The organism is Burkholderia sp. ABCPW 14, assembly GCF_001523835.1.
Taxonomy (GTDB): Bacteria; Pseudomonadota; Gammaproteobacteria; order Burkholderiales; family Burkholderiaceae; genus Burkholderia; species Burkholderia mayonis.
The window spans coordinates 21,038-38,867 of sequence record NZ_LOVS01000033.1; the positions used below are offsets into that span (position 1 = coordinate 21,038).

The 17,830-nt window shown below is 67.4% G+C and carries 14 protein-coding genes; 10 read left to right on the forward strand and 4 right to left on the reverse strand.

Going from position 1 to position 17,830, the window contains the following annotated elements; genetic code table 11:
• The first annotated feature begins 21 nt into the window (after positions 1-21).
• Positions 22-837, forward strand: coding sequence for a formylglycine-generating enzyme family protein (locus WS62_RS04785; RefSeq protein WP_066568403.1), 816 nt, complete (start codon positions 22-24; stop codon positions 835-837).
• 2 nt (positions 838-839) lie between these two features.
• Positions 840-1,454 (forward strand): SCO family protein, encoded by a 615-nt coding sequence (locus WS62_RS04790; protein WP_066568405.1) that lies wholly within the window; start codon positions 840-842, stop codon positions 1,452-1,454.
• 307 nt (positions 1,455-1,761) lie between these two features.
• On the opposite strand, the gene WS62_RS04795 is transcribed toward WS62_RS04790, so the two are convergent.
• The 3 genes from WS62_RS04795 to WS62_RS04810 form a co-directional block, all read right to left on the reverse strand.
• Positions 1,762-3,432 (reverse strand): S10 family peptidase, encoded by a 1,671-nt coding sequence (locus tag WS62_RS04795; protein ID WP_066568408.1) that lies wholly within the window; start codon positions 3,430-3,432, stop codon positions 1,762-1,764.
• Positions 3,433-3,940: 508 nt separating this feature from the next.
• Positions 3,941-5,530 (reverse strand): S53 family peptidase, encoded by a 1,590-nt coding sequence (locus WS62_RS04805; RefSeq protein ID WP_066568413.1) that lies wholly within the window; start codon positions 5,528-5,530, stop codon positions 3,941-3,943.
• A gap of 379 nt (positions 5,531-5,909) precedes the next feature.
• On the reverse strand, positions 5,910-6,536 hold the full coding sequence (locus WS62_RS04810; RefSeq protein WP_066568415.1) for a LysE family translocator: 627 nt from the start codon (positions 6,534-6,536) through the stop codon (positions 5,910-5,912).
• Between the two features lie 135 nt (positions 6,537-6,671).
• Between WS62_RS04810 and WS62_RS04815 the strand changes: the two genes are divergently transcribed.
• From WS62_RS04815 to WS62_RS04850, 8 genes are all read left to right on the forward strand, one after another.
• Positions 6,672-7,136: an Lrp/AsnC family transcriptional regulator gene (locus WS62_RS04815; protein WP_066568417.1), complete on the forward strand. Its 465-nt coding sequence runs from the start codon at positions 6,672-6,674 to the stop codon at positions 7,134-7,136.
• A 147-nt stretch (positions 7,137-7,283) separates the two neighbouring features.
• Positions 7,284-7,688, forward strand: coding sequence for an SRPBCC family protein (locus WS62_RS04820; RefSeq protein ID WP_066568419.1), 405 nt, complete (start codon positions 7,284-7,286; stop codon positions 7,686-7,688).
• Positions 7,689-7,809: 121 nt separating this feature from the next.
• Positions 7,810-9,396: an inorganic phosphate transporter gene (locus WS62_RS04825; protein ID WP_066568426.1), complete on the forward strand. Its 1,587-nt coding sequence runs from the start codon at positions 7,810-7,812 to the stop codon at positions 9,394-9,396.
• A gap of 109 nt (positions 9,397-9,505) precedes the next feature.
• Positions 9,506-10,288: a 2OG-Fe(II) oxygenase gene (locus tag WS62_RS04830; RefSeq protein WP_066568428.1), complete on the forward strand. Its 783-nt coding sequence runs from the start codon at positions 9,506-9,508 to the stop codon at positions 10,286-10,288.
• A 578-nt stretch (positions 10,289-10,866) separates the two neighbouring features.
• Positions 10,867-12,474 (forward strand): acyl-CoA ligase (AMP-forming), exosortase A system-associated, encoded by a 1,608-nt coding sequence (locus WS62_RS04835; protein WP_066568430.1) that lies wholly within the window; start codon positions 10,867-10,869, stop codon positions 12,472-12,474.
• Positions 12,475-13,300: 826 nt separating this feature from the next.
• Positions 13,301-13,993 carry a LuxR family transcriptional regulator gene (locus WS62_RS04840; protein ID WP_066568433.1) on the forward strand — a complete coding sequence of 231 codons (693 nt, stop codon included), beginning with the start codon at positions 13,301-13,303 and terminating at the stop codon, positions 13,991-13,993.
• 304 nt (positions 13,994-14,297) lie between these two features.
• Positions 14,298-14,906: an acyl-homoserine-lactone synthase gene (locus WS62_RS04845; protein ID WP_066568436.1), complete on the forward strand. Its 609-nt coding sequence runs from the start codon at positions 14,298-14,300 to the stop codon at positions 14,904-14,906.
• Positions 14,907-15,432: 526 nt separating this feature from the next.
• Positions 15,433-16,758 carry an NADH:flavin oxidoreductase/NADH oxidase family protein gene (locus WS62_RS04850; protein ID WP_066568439.1) on the forward strand — a complete coding sequence of 442 codons (1,326 nt, stop codon included), beginning with the start codon at positions 15,433-15,435 and terminating at the stop codon, positions 16,756-16,758.
• Positions 16,759-16,978: 220 nt separating this feature from the next.
• Here WS62_RS04850 and WS62_RS04855 read toward each other — a convergent pair whose 3' ends face one another.
• Positions 16,979-17,830 (reverse strand): ABC transporter permease subunit, encoded by an 852-nt coding sequence (locus WS62_RS04855; RefSeq protein WP_066568441.1) that lies wholly within the window; start codon positions 17,828-17,830, stop codon positions 16,979-16,981.

Consider the following 17,830-nt stretch of genomic DNA (forward strand, 5'->3'; position numbering starts at 1 on the left):
CGACGCCAGGGAGCAACGGCCATGCGCGCTTCGTCGACATCGTCATGCGCGGTTCGATTCGCCCGCATCGCGGCGATCGCGCTGACGCTTGCATGCGCCGCGGCGGACGCGCATGCCGCGCGCTTCGTGCGGCTGCCGGGCGGCGACTTCGAGAGCGCGCTGCCGCAAGACGTGCCGGGCCGCTCGACGCCCGTGCACATCGACGCGTTCGAGCTGCAGGACGCGCCGGTGACGGTTCGCGCGTTCGCCGCGTTCGTGAGCGCGCATCCCGAATGGCGGCGCGATCGCGTCGCGCGCGTATTCGCGGGTCCCGCGTATCTCGTCGATTGGGCCGACCCGCTGCATCCCGCGCAGCCGACGTCGCCCGACGCGCCCGTCACGGGCGTCAGCTGGTTCGCCGCGCGCGCGTATTGCGCGAGCGAAGGCGCGCAGCTGCCGACGTGGCTCGAATGGGAATACGCGGCGGCCGCCGACGCGACGCGCACCGACGCGCGCAACGATCCGCTGTGGCGCAGGCAGATCCTGTCGTGGTATGAGCAGCCCGCCGCGCGCGTGCTGCCGCCCGTCGGCGGCGCGCCGAACGCCTACGGCATACGCAACCTGCACGGGCTGATCTGGGAATGGGTCGACGACTTCAATGCGCTCTTCATCAGCGGCGACAGCCGCACGCAAGGCGACCCGGACCAGCAGCGGTTTTGCGGCGCCGGCGCGATCAGCATCGTGCGGCGCGACAGCTACGCGGTACTGATGCGCGTCGCGCTGCTGTCTTCCCTCACCGGCGCGGATTCGACCGGAAGCCTCGGCTTTCGCTGCGCCCGTTCGATTTCAGGAGATTGACGATGAAGCTTGGACACCTCACCCGACGCGGCGCGCTCGCGCTGATCGCCGCCGCGTGCGTCGCGACGACCGCCGAAGGCGCGGGCCTGCCCGCCGCGGCCGCGCAAGCGACCGCCGCGACGGCAACCGACTCGCTCCACCAGGCAAGCGCGACGCTGACCGATCAGGATGGCAAAACGTTCCGCCTGGCCGATTTGCGCGGCACGCCGACGCTCGTCAGCATGTTCTATACGTCGTGCAAGATGGTCTGCCCGATGTTGTTCGAGACGATCGGCCTCACGCTCGGCGTCGGCGGCGAGGCGGCGCGCAAGCGGATCAAGGTCGTCGCGGTGACGATCGATCCCGATCGCGATTCGGTCGCGGTGCTGCGCAAGACCGCGAACGCGCACGGCCTCGACGCGCGCTGGCGGCTTGCGCGCACCGATCGCGACAGCACGCGCGCCGTCGCCGCGCTGCTCGGCATTCAGTACCGGAAGCTCGCGAGCGGTGAGTTCAATCATTCGAGCACGATCGTGCTGCTCGATGCCGACGGACGCATCGCCGCACACACGAACACGCTCGGCGAGACGGACCCGGCGTTCGTCGATGCGATGCGCAAGCTGCTGACCGCGCAATGAAAAAAGCGGCGACGCAGGGCGTCGCCGCTCGTCCGTCGAACCCTGCGGCATGCTGTGCGTCTCGCGCGAAAGCGCTCTGCGTCGAACCGCGCCGGATGTCCATGCACCGCCGCATCCGCGTATGGGCATCCCCTCGATCGCGCATTGCACGCATGTCGAAATCGGCACATGCAGCCGCGCATCGATCGCCAGTCGCGAGCGCGCGGCTCACGGCCTTGCGCCCGCTGCGCGCCGCCGTGCCGTCACGCGCATTCACGCACCGCCCGCGAATCGCATTCGCGCGACTCGCGACGCGCGCCCGGCTCCATCACGCGCCTTCGCGCTTCTTCGCCTGCAGCGCGCGAATCCGCATCACGGCCGCGGCGTCGTGCACCGTCGATTCGTACATCTGCGCGAGATCGTGCTTGAGCGCAGTGCGCGAGCCTCCGTCGAGATACACCATGTGCCCCGACGGATAGAATCGCGCCGACAGGTTCCCGCGCACTGCCGGATCGTCGAGCGGCATCTGCTGCAAGTCGAGCACCGTCTGGTAGAACGGCGTGACGAAGTCGTAGAGACCGTTCGCCGACAGCACCTTCAGGTCGACGTTGAGCGCCATCACCGCGGCGAGATCGCCCGCCGTGTAGAGGATCACGTTGCCCTTCGCGTCGACGCCCTGCTGCTCGCCCGTCGGATCGACGTGGCCGAAGTCCCAGTACTTGAACGCCTGGTCGTTCAGGTCGGTGAACGACGAATTCGACGTGTACTTCAATTGCTCGTTCAGATACGCGTTCCACATCGCCGTGTAGACGCCGGACACCGCCGTCATCGTCGGATCGTTACCGCCCGAGTTCGGATCGATCTTGCCCGCGATCCCCGATTCGATTCCCGTCACGCGGCCGTCGTACCCGCCGAGCGCCAAGCCGCGCGCCTTCAGCAGCGTCGTCAGGAACAGCGAATTGCCGCGCGTGTCGTAGCCCGCGATGTCGAGGCTCCACGACAACAGCGTCGTCGTGTCGATGCCGGTGTAGTCGGACAGCTTCTTGACGATGGCCGCATCGGCGTGCGGGAACTTGCGCAGCGCGTCGAGATAGTCGGTGCGCGCGAACTGCGCGACTTCCTCGACGAACGCGCCGAGATCGGTCGGCGCCGGCGCGACGCCGAGCTGCTTGTGATACCACGCGTCGGCGGCCGCGGTCGGCAGCGCGCCGACCGGGTTGCCCGCCTGCTTGTAGTCGAGGATCGACGATTGCAGCGTGATGCCGTTCAGGTCGACGCCGTCCTCATGGAGCTTGTACGCGAGCACGCAGCTGCGCGCGGTGCCGTACGATTCGCCGAACAGGAACTTCGGCGAATTCCAGCGGTTGTTCTTCGTCAGATAGCGCTTGATGAACTGCTTGATCGAGTTCGCGTCCTGGTCGACGCCCCAGAAATCGCGGTTCTTGTGCGGCGCGATCGCCGCCGAATAGCCGGTGCCGACCGGATTGATGAACACGAGATCGCTCTTGTCGATCAGGCTGTCCGGATTGTCTTCCATCCGGTATGGCGCGGGCGGCGTGAAGCTCGGCATCGACGTCTTGATCCGCCTCGGCGCGAACGATCCGAGCAGCACGAACACCGCCGACGAGCCCGGCCCGCCGTTGTAGAAGAACGTGACGGGCCGCGTGTCCTCCCGCTGTCCGTCCTGCGTGAACGCGACGTAGAAGATCTTCGCGTTCGGCTGCGAACTGCTCGGGTCGACGGTCACGAGGTGGCCCGCCGTCGCGGCGTACGCGATCGTGCGGCCGTCGATCTGGATCGTGTGATGCGTGAGCGCCGCGGCCTCGGTCGTGTCCGTCACCGAATCGTCGGGACCGTTGCCGTACGCGACCGGATCGAAGAACGGCTGATCGCCGTCCGCCTTCGGCGTCACGGCGGTCGGCGGCGGCGCGTGGACCGAAGCCGACGCGCCGTGATGCAGCGGCTGCACGCCGCCGGAAGATGTCGTATCGATGCTCATCGTGCTGCTCCTTCTGGTTCTATTAGGTGGTGCATGAACGAATCGTCAATCGTGCCAAACCGTTTGCGGTCGATTGCGACGGCGCGCGTGTCTCGGGCAACCGATCGCGTCGAGCCGGCACCGGAGCGCATCGGCTTCGCGCGACGCGCGTCCGCTGCCACGACCGCTTTGTCGCAATTGCAGCGAAGCCGCCGTTGCGATGCCGGCGTCGCCGCACTGCGGGCCGGAACGACGAAACGCCGTCGACGCTGCGGCGGCGCGGCGCCGCTGCTCACCGCGTCCGCCGCGTCGACGACCGGCTAGCCGGCGCCGTCGAGCGGTCACTGCTTGCCGCCGAACCGCTGCGGTCGGCACCGCCGCTATCGGCCCCGCGCCGCAAAATCTCGGGCGCCGCGACGCCGGCGTCAAGCGCCCCGACGCCGCAGCCTGCGAACCGTCGCATCGAGCGCATCGGCAAGACGGCGCGTCGGCACATGAGGCGCCGTCGGAGCGTCGCGCCGGCTCGCGATCACCCCGCCGCGCCGCTCTTCAGCGCCGCCGCAACCTTCGCGCCGTCGGGGCTGCCGAGCCCCGTGCATGCGTCCCAGCCGGGCGTCGCCGCATACGCGCCGTTGTCGCCGGCCGAGACGTCGCGCAGCGCGCCCGTGTTCCGGTACAGCTTCGGGTTGATCCAGCCCGCCGGGCTGCCCGCCGCCGCGTTGATCCGCGCGACGAGCGCGGCCCACAGCGGCGCGACGGCGCTCGTGCCGCCCATCGCCGTCGACGTGCCCGCGACGAGCACCTCGTAGCCCGTCGCGGGCGACGCGTCGCCCGCGACGTCGGGCACGCCGCGCTTCGTGAGCGGCGACGCGCTGCCGCCCTGCGCGAGCGTCGCGCTCAGGCCCTTCTGCCAGTTCGGCACGTCGAACACGGCGCTCACGCCGCCGCCCGTCGAGCCGCCGCCCGCCGCGTCGTCGTTCCACACGACTTCGCTGCGGATACCCTGCCCCGGCAGCGCGTCGAGCCGCGTGCCGCCGCACGCGAGCACGTACGGGCTCGATGCCGGAAAGTCGACGTGATTCGCGCCGTCCTGCAGGCCGTCGCTCGAGCCGGCGTCGCCGGACGCCGCGCACACGGTCACGCCGAGCGCCGCGGCCGATTGCAGCACGCGGTTGAACGCCTGCAGCGATTGCGACGTCCACGCGGCCTCCGGACCGCCCCAGCTGATCGTGACGACCGACGGCCGGTTCGTCGTGTCGTGCACCGCCTGGTTGACCGCCTGGATGAAGCCGGCGTCGCTGTTCTGCGTGAAATAGACGGCGAGCGTCGCGCCGGGTGCGATCGCGCCCGCGATCTCGAGATCGAGCGCGACTTCGCCGTCCGGCCCGCTGGGATCGCCGGTCGGCGCGTTGCGGCCGGCGCCGACGTTCACGTCGACGAGCGTCGGCTGCCGCGCGAGCCCGAGGCCGCTGAAATACTGCTGGATCTCGGCAGGCCGATATCCGCCGCCGAGCTCGACGACGGCGATGCATTGACCCGCGCCGTCGCCGGGCGGGAAATCGTAGAGCGCCGCGAGCTGCGGCGGCGTGTAGGTGACGGCGGCGCCGCGCGCGGGCTGGAAGGTCGGCCGCACCCGGAAATGCGGGCGGGCCTGCGGACGGTTGTCGAGCCCGAGCACCGCGGTGACGACGTCGTGCAGTTCATCGGGCAGCGTGACGTCGCCCGTGCGTCCGCGATACTGGCCGATCGTCCGATGCTCGAAGCGCTGCAGCTTCACGCCGAACGCCGCCTCGAACTGCGCGATTGTGCCCGACAGCACGACGAGGCTCTCGACCGGATCGACGCGCGCGACCGTCAGATCGTGCTGCTTCGCGAACGCTTCGACCTTCCCGACGTCGTCGGGATGCGCGCAGAAATGCTGGGCGAACGCTTCGCGCGAGACCGGCTTCGCGTCGGGATCGCCGCTCGCGAGGCCTTGCAACAGCGTATCGAGGCGCTGCTCTTCCTGCCGCCGCAGCATCACCATCACGTGGATCGTCTCGGCCGGATCGCATGGACCGATGCACGTGGATTCGGCGACGATTTGCGGTTCGTTGCCGGCGTGAAGATGCCTTGCCATATTCGGATCCTCCAGAAGCCGTGGTGACGGGTTGCCAGGATTCGGACACGGTCGCGCGATCGCAGTTCCGACCGGTATGTCGGACGGCGCACACACGCCGTCGACGGGACCATGCGACAGTACGGCAAAGCAAGTGTAAAGCACGCGCGGCGATCCTGTGTCGGCATCGCGAGCGTTCGTGACGGCGCATTCGTGGCATCGCGGAGTCGGGCACGCGACGTTCGGCCTATCGCGAACGACGCGTGCCCGCGCAGGCGGGCGCGTGCCTCGCGCGACGTGCGCGGCACGCGGATTCCGGCGCTTCGCGGTTAGTTGCTTCGCATGCGCCAATGGCCGCATGTGTTGACGCCGATATCGATGCCCGCGTTCGCGCGTCGCGTCAGTCGATCGACAGCCGCAGCGCGAAGCCGAGCAGCACGGCCGAAAAGGTCCAGCGCTGCGCGGTCTGCGCGAGCGGATGCGCGCGCAACCATCCCGCGATGCGCGTCGCCCCCGCGACGCACGCGAGATCGAAGCACAGGCCCGCGAGCACGAGCACGGCGCCGAGCACCGCCATCTGCACGATCACGGGCGCGCCGCCCCGCTCGACGAACTGCGGCAGCAGCACCGAGCAGAACAGCAGCGCCTTCGGGTTGAGCAGATTGGTGAGCAGCCCTTTGACGAAGGTCTGGCGCAGCCGCACGGCGGGGTGCGCCAGACCTTCGTCGGACAGTGCGAACGCCGGCGAGCGGAAGATCTGCACGGCGATGTACGCGAGATACAGCGCGCCGCCGTAGCGCACGGTCTCGTAGAGCCACGGCGCGCTCTTGAGGAGCGCGGCGACGCCGCACGCGGACAGCGTGACGTGCACGGCGCGCGCGAGCCCGAGCCCGGCCGCGGCGGCCGCGCCGTGACGCGCGCCGCGGCCGATGCCCGTTTGCAGCACGCACGCCATGTCCGGCCCGGGCACCGCGTAAATGGCGACGACGGCAGCGACGTAGACGAGCAGCAAGTGAGCGGAAAACATGGTCGAACCCGGGCTTCGAAAGAGTTCCATGATGCATCTGCTCAATGAGGGTTTATTGGCTTATTTGGTTGGATTACCCGCCAAACTTATTGGAATACACTACTAGTAAGCGCTTTTTTAGAGCATGTCCATATCATGATCGATCTCGACAAAACCGACCGCGCCATCCTCGCCGCAGTGCAGCTCGACGGCCGCATCCCGGTCGCCCGCCTCGCCGACTCGGTAGGGCTGAGCGAAACGCCGTGCGCACGCCGCCTCAAGCGGCTCGAAAGCGACGGCTACATCGAGCGCTACCGCGCGCAACTGTCGCGCAACGCGCTCGGCTTCGGCGTCGTCGCATTCGTGCTGCTGCGCTGCGCGGTTCACGACCGCGGCGTCGCGAACCACTTCGAGCGCGAGGTGCTCGGCATTCCGCGCATCCTGTCGTGCCACAACGTGTCGGGCTCCGCCGACTATCTGCTGCAAGTCGTCGCGCACGATCTCGACGACTACGGGACGTTTCTGCGCGAGACGCTGCGCGTGCTGCCGGGCGTCACGTCGATCGAATCGGCGCTGTCGCTGCGCGAGGTGAAGCGCGAGGCCGAGCTGCCGATTCCTTGAGCGGCGGCGCGCGTCGCCGCCGGCCGGGCGCGGCGCGAGCCGTGCGCGCAACGGACCGGCGCGCACGCGAGCCGCGCCGTCTGTCGACGCTGCTTGCGCGTCCGCTATCATGCAAAGCCTCCGATATGCATTTTCGAGCCCCCCGCAATGACCGAAGCCGAACCGATCCGCGTCGAACAATTCGTCGCCCGCCCGCCTGCGCAGGTCTGGGTGGCGCTCACCGAACCCGCGGCGCTCGCGCGCTGGTGGGCGGCGGGCGACGTACGCCCCGTGCCCGGCCACCCTTTCACGCTCGACATGGGCCCGTGGGGCCAGCAGCCGTGCGAAGTCACCACGGTCGAGCCCGAGCGCCGCTTCGCAATCGCGTTCGCGAAAGGCACGCTCGACACGACGATCTCGTGGCGGCTCGAACCGGAATCCGGCGGCACGCGCGTGTTCTTCGAGCATGCGGGCTTCGATCTCGACGCGCCGCAAGCGCGGATCGCGTACGAAGGGATGAAGCGCGGCTGGCCTGCCGTGCTCGCGCGAATCGAGCAGGCGATCGGGAACTGAGCCCGCCCCGCGCGCGATTCGCCGACCTCGCAGCCGCGAATCGCGCCCCCTTTGAGCGCTGTCATCAAACTGCCTGATCGCCAGCGCTAGGATCAAACGGTCCGTCTCATCAAGGGCCGTCATGAACCACCCCCTGCCCGCCGCGACGAGCGGAGAGCTCGGCCGCACCCGGCATCTGGGCATCGCGCTCCTCGTCGTGCTCGTCGCGAGCGGCGTCGCCTACGTGTTCGTCCATGTGTTCGCCGATCTCGCGCCCATCGGCGAGCGCTCCGTATTCCCCTATCTGCTGCTCGGCGTCGCGCTCGCGATCGCGCTCGGCTTCGAGTTCGTCAACGGCTTTCACGACACCGCGAACGCGGTCGCGACCGTCATCTACACGCATTCGCTCACGCCGAACGTCGCGGTGATCTGGTCGGGCATCTGGAATTTTCTCGGCGTGATGGCGTCGACGGGCGCGGTCGCGTTCGGCATCCTGCAGTTGCTGCCCGTCGAGCTGATCCTGCAGGTCGGCCACGGCGCGGGCTTCGCGATGGTGTTCGCGCTGCTGATCGCGGCGATCGCATGGAATCTCGCGACCTGGTACTTTGGGCTGCCGTCGTCGAGCTCGCATACGCTGATCGGCTCGATCATCGGCGTCGGGCTCGCGAACCAATTGATGCACGGACCGTCGGGCACGAGCGGCGTCGATTGGGCGCAGGCGGCGAGCGTCGGCAAGTCGCTGCTGCTCTCGCCGATCGTCGGTTTCCTGTGCGCGGGCCTGCTGCTCGCCGCGCTGAAGGCGCTCGTGCGCGTGCCGGCGCTCTATCGCGAGCCGCAGAAGAACAAGCCGCCGCCGTTCTGGGTCCGCTGCCTGCTGATCCTGACCTGCACCGGCGTGTCGTTCGCGCACGGCTCGAACGACGGCCAGAAAGGCATGGGGCTCATCATGCTGATCCTGATCGGCACGGTGCCGACCGCGTACGCGCTCAACAAGGCCGTCACGCCCGGCGAGACGCAGACGTTCATCGCCGTCGCGCGCCAGGCGTCCGCGACGCTCGCGCGCTACGCGGGCGACGCGCCGCCGTCGCCGAATCCCCGCGCCGGCGTCGAAGCGTACGTGCAGTCGCGCCAACTGAGCCGCGCGACGCTGCCCGCGGTCCGGCAACTGTCGGACTCGCTCGCGGCCGAGGTCGGCGCGACGGGCTCGATCGCGAAAGTCCCCGAAGGCCAAGCGGACAACGTGCGCAATACGATGTATCTCGTGTCCGAGGCGCTACGCCTGATGGAGAAAACCGGACAGCCGGCGTTCTGGCCGCAGGACCGCCGCGCGCTTGGCGACTATCGCGCGCAGCTCGATCACGCGACGAAGTTCATTCCGACCTGGGTCAAGGTCGCGGTCGCGATCGCGCTCGGTCTCGGCACGATGGTCGGCTGGCGACGCATCGTCGTGACCGTCGGCGAGAAGATCGGCAAGCAGCATCTGACCTACGGGCAAGGCGCGTCGGCGGAAGTCGTCGCGATGCTGACGATCGGCGCGGCCGACGCGTACGGATTGCCCGTGTCGACGACGCACGTGCTGTCGTCGGGCGTCGCGGGCACGATGGCCGCGAACGGCTCGGGACTGCAATGGGGCACCGTGCGCAGCCTCGTGCTCGCGTGGGTGCTGACGCTGCCCGCATCGATCGCGCTCGCGGGCGCGCTCTACTGGGGCTTCCACGCGCTGCTCTGACGCCATGCGCGCGCCGCCGGATTGCAGCGCAAGATTCGGAGCGCGTCGTGTCGGCCGTCCCGCTAGACTCGCCGCATCGACCCATTCACGATGCAGCGAGGAAGCGCCGATGAATACGACGTTCGAACCATCCGCGGCAGCCGCTCGGACGCACGACGAAACGACGGCCTTCGCGTCGCGCGAAGCGGCGCTCGCGCGGCGGATCGACGCGCTCGCGTGGCAGGCGATCGAACAGGATCTCGACCGCGACGGCCGCGCGATCGTCCGCGGGCTGCTCGCACGCCGCACGTGCGAAGCGCTCGCCGCGCTCTATGCGCGCGACGACTTGTTCCGCAGCCGCGTGACGATGGCGCGCCACGGTTTCGGCCGCGGCGAATACAAGTATTTCGGTTATCCGCTGCCGCGCGTGATACATGCGCTGCGCACTGCGCTCTACCCGCATCTCGCGCCGATCGCGAACCGCTGGAATACGCTGATGCGCGTCGATGCACGCTTCCCCGTCGAGCACACCCGATTCATCGAGCGCTGTCACGCCGCGGGTCAGTTGCGTCCGACGCCATTGCTGCTGCGCTACCGCGAAGGCGATTACAACTGCCTGCATCAGGATCTGTACGGCGAGCACGTATTTCCGCTGCAGGCGGCGATCCTGCTGTCCGAGCCAGGCGTCGATTTCGCGGGCGGCGAGTTCGTCATCACCGAACAACGGCCGCGCATGCAGTCGCGCGTGGACGTCGTGCCGCTCGAGCAAGGCGATGCGGTGATCTTCGCCGTGCATCATCGCCCCGCGCAAGGCACGCGCGGCGCATATCGGGTGAATCTGCGGCATGGCGTGAGCCGCTTGCATGCCGGGCAGCGACACACGCTCGGGATCATCTTTCACGATGCGCTGTGACGCCGGATGCGACGAGACGCGCGCCCTTGCGGGCAACGCACGTCGATTCGCATTCGCCTCCCTCTTCTCGCTCGGCGAATCGGCCGTGTCGAATGTAATGGTTGCGCATGCATCCATCTGCCGCGCGGCACAGGCATCGGCCATGTGATTCGACGAGCAAGAGTGAATCCACGTTCGCACTCACGGTTCGATCATCGCGCCGCCGAGCGCCGCTCGATCATCCGACATGTCCACGCATGCCACACATGCAACCGAATCGAAAGGTTTGCTTGCGTTGCGAAACGAAATTCATCAGGATAATTAACGATAACGTCGAGCAGACAGTCTCCTCCACAGCGACGCATTCATGTTTCGCGTGTGCTAGCGCGACGTCGAAAACGAATCGATCGCACTCGCCAATGTTCGGCACCACCCCGTTCGCCAATTTACCTCCTTGCGAGGCCGCCGCACGCGCCGCCTATTCGCTACTCTTGCCGGCAGCCAGGATCGGCCGCGTTCGCGCGACGCTCGTTAGCCACCGAAGGCCTCGCAACATCGCTCGACGTGCGCCGCTCGTGATTCGGAACGGAGGTGGAACCATGCGTAATTTCTTCGATCTGGTCGGACAAGCGGCATCCCGCACGCCGGATGCCGAGGCGCTAGTCGCCGACGACACTCGGCTCACCTATCTCGCACTCGCCGCGCAGAGCCTGTCATTCGCCGAGCGGCTGCAGGCGCTCGAGATCGCGCCAGGCGAGCGGCTCGCAATCTTTCTCGACAAGCGCGTCGAGGCCGTCGTCGCGATGCTCGGCGCGGCCGCCGCAGGCGTCGTGTTCGTGCCGATCAATCCGATCCTCAAGCCCGATCAGGTCAATCACATCCTCGCCGACAGCGGAGCGCGCGGCATCGTCACGTCGTCGCTGCGCGCACGGATTCTCGGCGACGACGTGCTCGCGACCATTCCGTACGTGATCCTGACCGATACGAAGACGCAAGCGCCGACGCCGTCCTCGCGCACGACGTATCTGCGATGGATGCAGGCTGACGCGCCGCCCGAGTCTGCCGCGAGTGCTCACGCAAGCGCGGCAACGTCACTGCAGGCCGACACGATCGATACCGATCTCGCCGCGCTCCTTTACACGTCCGGCTCAACCGGCCGCCCGAAAGGCGTGATGCTCAGCCATCGCAATCTGCTCGAAGGCGCATGGAGCGTCGCGCACTATCTGCGTCACACGGCCGCAGACCGCGTTCTCGCTGCGCTGCCGCTCAGCTTCGACGCCGGCCTCAGCCAACTGACGACCGCATGGGCCGCAGGCGCAACCGCCGTGCTCGTCAACTATCTGATGCCGGCAGACGTCGTCGACATCTGCCGGCGCGAACGGATCACCGGCTTCGCGGGCGTGCCGCCGCTCTGGATCCAGCTCTCGCGCGCCGCATGGCCCGACGACGCACGCGCGCGGCTGCGCTATTTCGCGAACACCGGCGGCCACATGCCGCAACCTGTGTTGCACGCGCTGCGCGGCCTCTTTCCGCATGCGCTGCCATATCTGATGTACGGGCTGACCGAGGCGTTCCGCTCGACCTATCTCGATCCCGCCGAAGTCGATCGCCGGCCCGATTCGATCGGCAAGGCGGTGCCGAACGCACGGATTCTCGTCGTGCGCGAGGACGGCGCGCCATGCGCGCCGAACGAGGTCGGCGAGCTCGTTCACGTCGGCGCGTGCGTGACGCTCGGCTACTGGAACGATCCGGCACGCACCGCGCTCCGCTATCGGCCGTCGCCCGAGGCGCGGCCGGGCGGCGCGCAGCGTGAGACGGCCGTCTGGTCGGGCGATCTCGTGCGCCGCGACGACGATGGATTTCTCTATTTCGTCTCCCGCAACGATGCGCAGATCAAGAGCTCCGGCTACCGGATCAGCCCGGAAGAGATCGAAAACGTCGCGTACGCGAGCGGACTCGTTGCGGAGGCCGTCGCGCTCGGCGTGCCGCACGACGCGCTCGGCGAGGCGATCGCACTCGTCGTCGTGCCGCTGTCCGTCGACTCGTTCACGCCCGATGCGCTGCGCACGTGGTGCGCGAAGCAACTGCCGCCATACATGGTGCCCCATACGATCGCGGCGCGCGCGTCGCTGCCGCACAACCCGAACGGGAAATTCGACCGCGTCGCGTTGCGCGCGGATGCGGCGAACCTCGTCGAAACGCTTTGACGGCGAGCCTGCCATGCGAGGCGATTGACCGGCGCGCGGCGTTTCAGATCGACCTTGCCGCGCGCCGCCGGCACCCATGCCGCGCGACTCGCGCGCACGACGCGGCGACCTTCGCTTACAACCATATTTCGCCCGCTCGGTGCGCTGCGCTGAATTGCCGCGCTCACGTCCACGAGCGCTTAGCGGCATGCGCGACGGCCGCGCGCGCCCGCATTCGGCCGAATCAATTCCCGGCGCCGGTTTCCGTTCCGCCACGAATATATTCGCGCGTCATTCCTCGACGGAAAACAAGAATTTACCGCACATCTAATAAACCCGAATCCGTTCGAATATTTACTCGATACCATTCCCTACTGACAGCGATTTCGTGAAACGATACGGCACTTACTCGGCTCGCACAAAAATTTCGTCCACGCAAAAACGAAATGAACTCGCCTATTGCATCGAGCCGGCGGTTTAAATGCCGGGCACCATATCGAACAGGCCGCAACCCGTCTCCACATGGGCCGGATCGTTGCAGACAGCGAAAAACACCTGGGGCATCGAGATAAAAATATCGAACGCCACCTCAAAATGAATCGCCGATTATCCGAACGCCGCTCTTGCAATCGTTATTACATTTGATATTATTTCCGGACAATTTCAACGTCATTGCGTTATCCGATTTTCATTGGCGACGCGTCCCCAACTCGGTACACGGCACTTTCGAAAGTCTTGATTTTCAATAACGGGGGCATGCAAATTGAGCAGGCTGCTTCAACGCGAATATCGAACAGGTGGGGACGACGGTGCGGGATCGTCGTCGGGAGAAAGCGCTTCGACACCCATGTTCTCCGCCGCCTTGCCGGAATCGCGCGACGTCCGCACGCTGACCGAGACTTTCAGGCAGGCGGCGCTGCAGATCGGCTATCAGCATCATGCGATCGTCGAGCTGTCGGGCACGTCGCATTCCACGTCGGTCAACGTCGTCTCGCTGCACTACCCGTCCGAATGGGTCGAGCATTACACGCGAAACGACTACTTCGACATCGATCCCGTCCCTCGCGCGGCGTTCCGGTACAGCACGCCGTTCTCATGGAGCGATGTCGCGACGTCGAACCTGCGTGAACGGAACCTGCTGATGGAAGCGGAGGACGCGGGCCTCGACAACGGCATCAGCATTCCGCTTCATCAGCCGCTCGGACACGTGCTGCTGATCAACCTGTCCGGCACCGCGCCGACACACGACGCCGAAGCGAAATGGCGCAACGCCTATCTGCTCAGCATGCAGTTCCATCTGCAATTCCAGAGCATGCGGACGAGCCGCCCCATGCCGCCTTCCGTCCACCTGACGGATCGCGAGCAGATATGCCTGACCTGGGTCGCGCGCGGCAAGTCGTCGTGGGTCATCGCGAACATGCTCGACATCTCCAAGTACACGGTCGACTTCCACATCGAGAACGCGATGGAGAAGCTCAACACGCGCAGCCGCACGTTCGCCGCCGTGAAGGCGACGCGACAAGGGCTGATTTTTCCATGAATTCACCGTCCATCCGGATGCGTTAACGCCGTCCGTCATGCCCGCCGCGTCGTGCGCCGACGCGACGCGATCGGCCGATTGCATCGGAATCCTGATCGAGCCGCGTCGAACGCCATTCCGTACGCCGTCGCCATCGTCGCCATGCAGCGGCGAGGACATGTCGCGTTCGTATGCGGCGCGCGTTCAGTGCATGGCCGGATCGTCGTCACGGCGACGCGCGCGTCTCTCAACCATCACCGCTCATACGCGATCGCACGCGCCTTATCTTCACGCCGACGATCGATCCATCGGAGAACGAAGCGCCATGTCATACATCATCGCCGGCCGATTGAACGAACTGCCGCCGCACGTTCAGGCCGATCTCGGCGCGTATCGCTACGACGTGTTCGTCCGCCGGCTCGGCTGGACGATTGCGGCCCACGCGCGCGACGATCACGCGGAATGGGACGAGTTCGACGGTCCGTCGACGATCCACGTCGTCGCACTCGACGACGCGCGTCGAGTATGCGGCTACGCGCGCCTGTTGCCGACGACGGGCCCGTACCTGCTGCGCGATGTCTTTCCGCATCTGCTCGGCTCGGCGCCCGCGCCGCAATCGCCGACGGTCTGGGAGATGTCGCGCTTCGCCGCATCGCGCCGGCGCCGCCGCGCGACCGAGCACCAATCGCTCGGGATGGATTTCTTTCCGTCGGTGCTCTCGGTGGCCGCGTCGCTCGGCGCGACGCGCGTGGTCGGCGTGATGTCGCTGTCGATCGAGCGCCTGTACCGGCGCTCGGGATTCGCGCTGCAGCGCCTCGGCAACGCGGCGCCGTACGCGGGCGGCAGCATCTCCGCGTGCTCGGTCGAATTGCCGCGCCTCGCGTTCGCGCCGTTCGGCCGGATGCAGTGCGCGTCGTGCCTGTCGATGCATTGACGCGAGCGCGTCGGGGCGAGACGCGCGTCTTGTCGTTTTTGCCGATTTCTCCATGTCCGACGTCCGACGCGCCGGCTCGCTTTATCGCTCGCCGTTCGGCGTCGCTCGGGTGTCTTCCGAGGCCACGCGCCGTCCGATTGGACCGCCTCCGCCAACTTCGCTGACTGTCCGCCAAGGCTCTTATGGCCACGGCCTCGGCCGGCTGGCCGCGAGGCAGCCGATCTTGCCGGACGCTCGGTACTCACCGTCTCAAGAGTCCTCATTCGCCTGCACGCCGGCGTTCGCGCTGCCGCCGGCCGCGAGCCTCCGGTCACGCGCGCCGCCGCGCCGCCAGTGCAGCGGCCGCCATCCCGATGCGTCCATGCAGGCCGATCCCAGCTCCGTCATGCGATCCGGCCCCCATCGACATCCGCAGCATTACGACTTGACTCAGTTCTGATTTTGAACCTACGATCCATCATTACATCGAACGATGTAACATTTTTCGATGAATAATTGGCCGTCGACCTAACCGGAGCGTCACGACATGTCCCGTCCCAATTCCGCCGCGGGCCCATCGCTCGCGCAGCCGCTCACCTTGCCGAACGGCATGGTGCTGAAGAATCGCCTCGCGAAATCGGCGCTGAGCGAAGCGCTCTGCGGCCACGACGGCCGCGTGACGCCGCAGCTGATCGCGCTGTACCGGCGCTGGTCGAATTCGGGTGCGGGGCTGCTCGTCACCGGTAACGTGATGATCGACAGCAAGGCGCTCGGCGAGCCCGGCAACGTCGTGATCGAAGACGAGCGCGACCTGCCGAAGCTGCGCGAATGGGCGGCGGCCGGCAAGGCGCACGGCAGCGAGTTCTGGATGCAGATCAACCATCCGGGCAAGCAGGCGATGCGCGGGCTCAACGCGGAGACGGTCGCGCCGTCCGCGATCGGCTTCGGGCCGAAGCTCTCCCGGTATTTTCTCGTGCCGCGCGAACTGACGGGCGCGGAGATCGAGAACCTGATCCGCCGCTACGGGACGGCCGCCGCGATCGCGCAGAAGGCCGGCTTCACCGGCGTTCAACTGCACGGCGCGCACGGCTATCTGATCAACCAGTTCCTGTCGCCGCAGCACAACCGGCGCACCGACGAATGGGGCGGCAGCGCCGAAAACCGCCGGCGCTTCGTGCTCGCGGTGTACGAGGAAGTGCGGCGCCGGGTCGGTCGAGACTTTCCGATCGGCATCAAGCTCAATTCCGCCGATTTCCAGCGCGGAGGCTTCACCGAAGACGAATCGCTCGACGTGATCCGTGCACTCTCTAAAGCCGGCATCGACCTGATCGAAATTTCCGGCGGCACTTACGAGGAGCCCGTGATGCAGCGTGGCGACCGCAAGACGTCGACGATGGCGCGCGAGGCGTACTTCCTCGAATTCGCCGAAAAGGTGCGCGCCGAAGTGGACGTGCCGCTGATGGTCACGGGCGGCTTCCGCAGCCTCGCCGGCATGGAAGCGCCGCTGCGCGACGGCGCACTCGATCTGATCGGCCTCGGCCGCATTCTCGCGATCGAGCCCGACGCGCCCGCGCGCCTGCTGCGCGGCGAGGAGACGCGGCATCGCGTGAAGCCGCTCAGCACCGGCATCAAGTATTTCGACGATCTCGGCTCGCTCGAAGTCACCTGGTACACGCGGCAGCTCCATCGGATCGGCAAGGGCCGCAATCCGATCCCCGACGAGAACGCGCTGAAGTCGTTCCTGCTCGATTTGTCGTCGAAGGGCTGCGCGATCTTCAGGGCGCGCCGCTTGCGTGCTTCGTCATCCGAAGCGTCGGCGGCGCACGGCTCGGCGACGCCGATCGTCGGCGGCCGGCGTCACGACGCGCATTGAGCGATGCGATGTGCGTGGCCGTTCGCCGTCGATCGGGAAGATCGATGGCGGACGGCGGCGCTTGTTATGGTGTCGCGACCGGTCGAAGCATCTCGGTCATCGCGCCGACAAGCGTTCGCGTTGGCTTGCGATCAACTGTCACGGCATCGCACCGCGCGCGATCGCAAACGAATCGATCGCCGTCCGCAAGCCACACCGGCCGCATCGACTGCGAGCCGCGCTATTCAGCCCGCCACGGCGTCAATCGCCGCTGCAACGCGCGCAGCCCGATCTCCAGCGCGAGCGCGATCGCGCCGATCACGAGAATCCCCGCGACGACGACGTCCGTCACGAGGAAGCGCGACGCCGAATACACCATGAAGCCGAGCCCGCGCGTCGCCGCGATCAGCTCGGCCGCGACGAGCGTCGACCAGCCCGCGCCGAGCGCGATGCGCACGCCCGTCAGGATGTCCGGCAGCGCGCTCGGCAGCACGACATGGCGCAACAGCCTGAAGCGCGTCGCGCCGAGCGATGCGCCCGCTCGCAAGCGGCTCTCCGATACCCCGCTCGCGCCTGCGGCAGTCGCGATCGTCAGCGGTGCGAACATCGTCAGATAGATCAGCAGGATCTTCGACGCATCGCCGATCCCGAACCAGACGACCATCAACGGCAAGTACGCAAGCGGCGGAATCGGTCGGTAGAACTCGACGATCGGATCGACTACGCCGCGCACGATCCGGTTCGTCGCAATCAGGATGCCTACCGGAATCGCGGTCACGATCGCGAGCGCGAACGCCGCCGTCATCCGCGACAAGCTCGCGAACAAGTGCTGGCCGAGCGTCGCGTCGTCGAAGCCTTCGGTGCTCAGCGTGACGAGCTTGCGCAGCACCGCCTCGGGGCTCGGCAGCAGCGCGGCCGACACCCATTCGAAATGCGCGGCGAGCCACCAGCCGCCGACGAGCGCGGCCCAAGTCGCGATTGCGGCCGCATGGCCCGCATGCACACGCAGCCGGCGGCGCTCACGCGACGCCGCGCCCGTGCCCGCCGCCGGCAGCGGCAACGTCAGATTGGGATTCTGTTCGGTCGAGGCCAA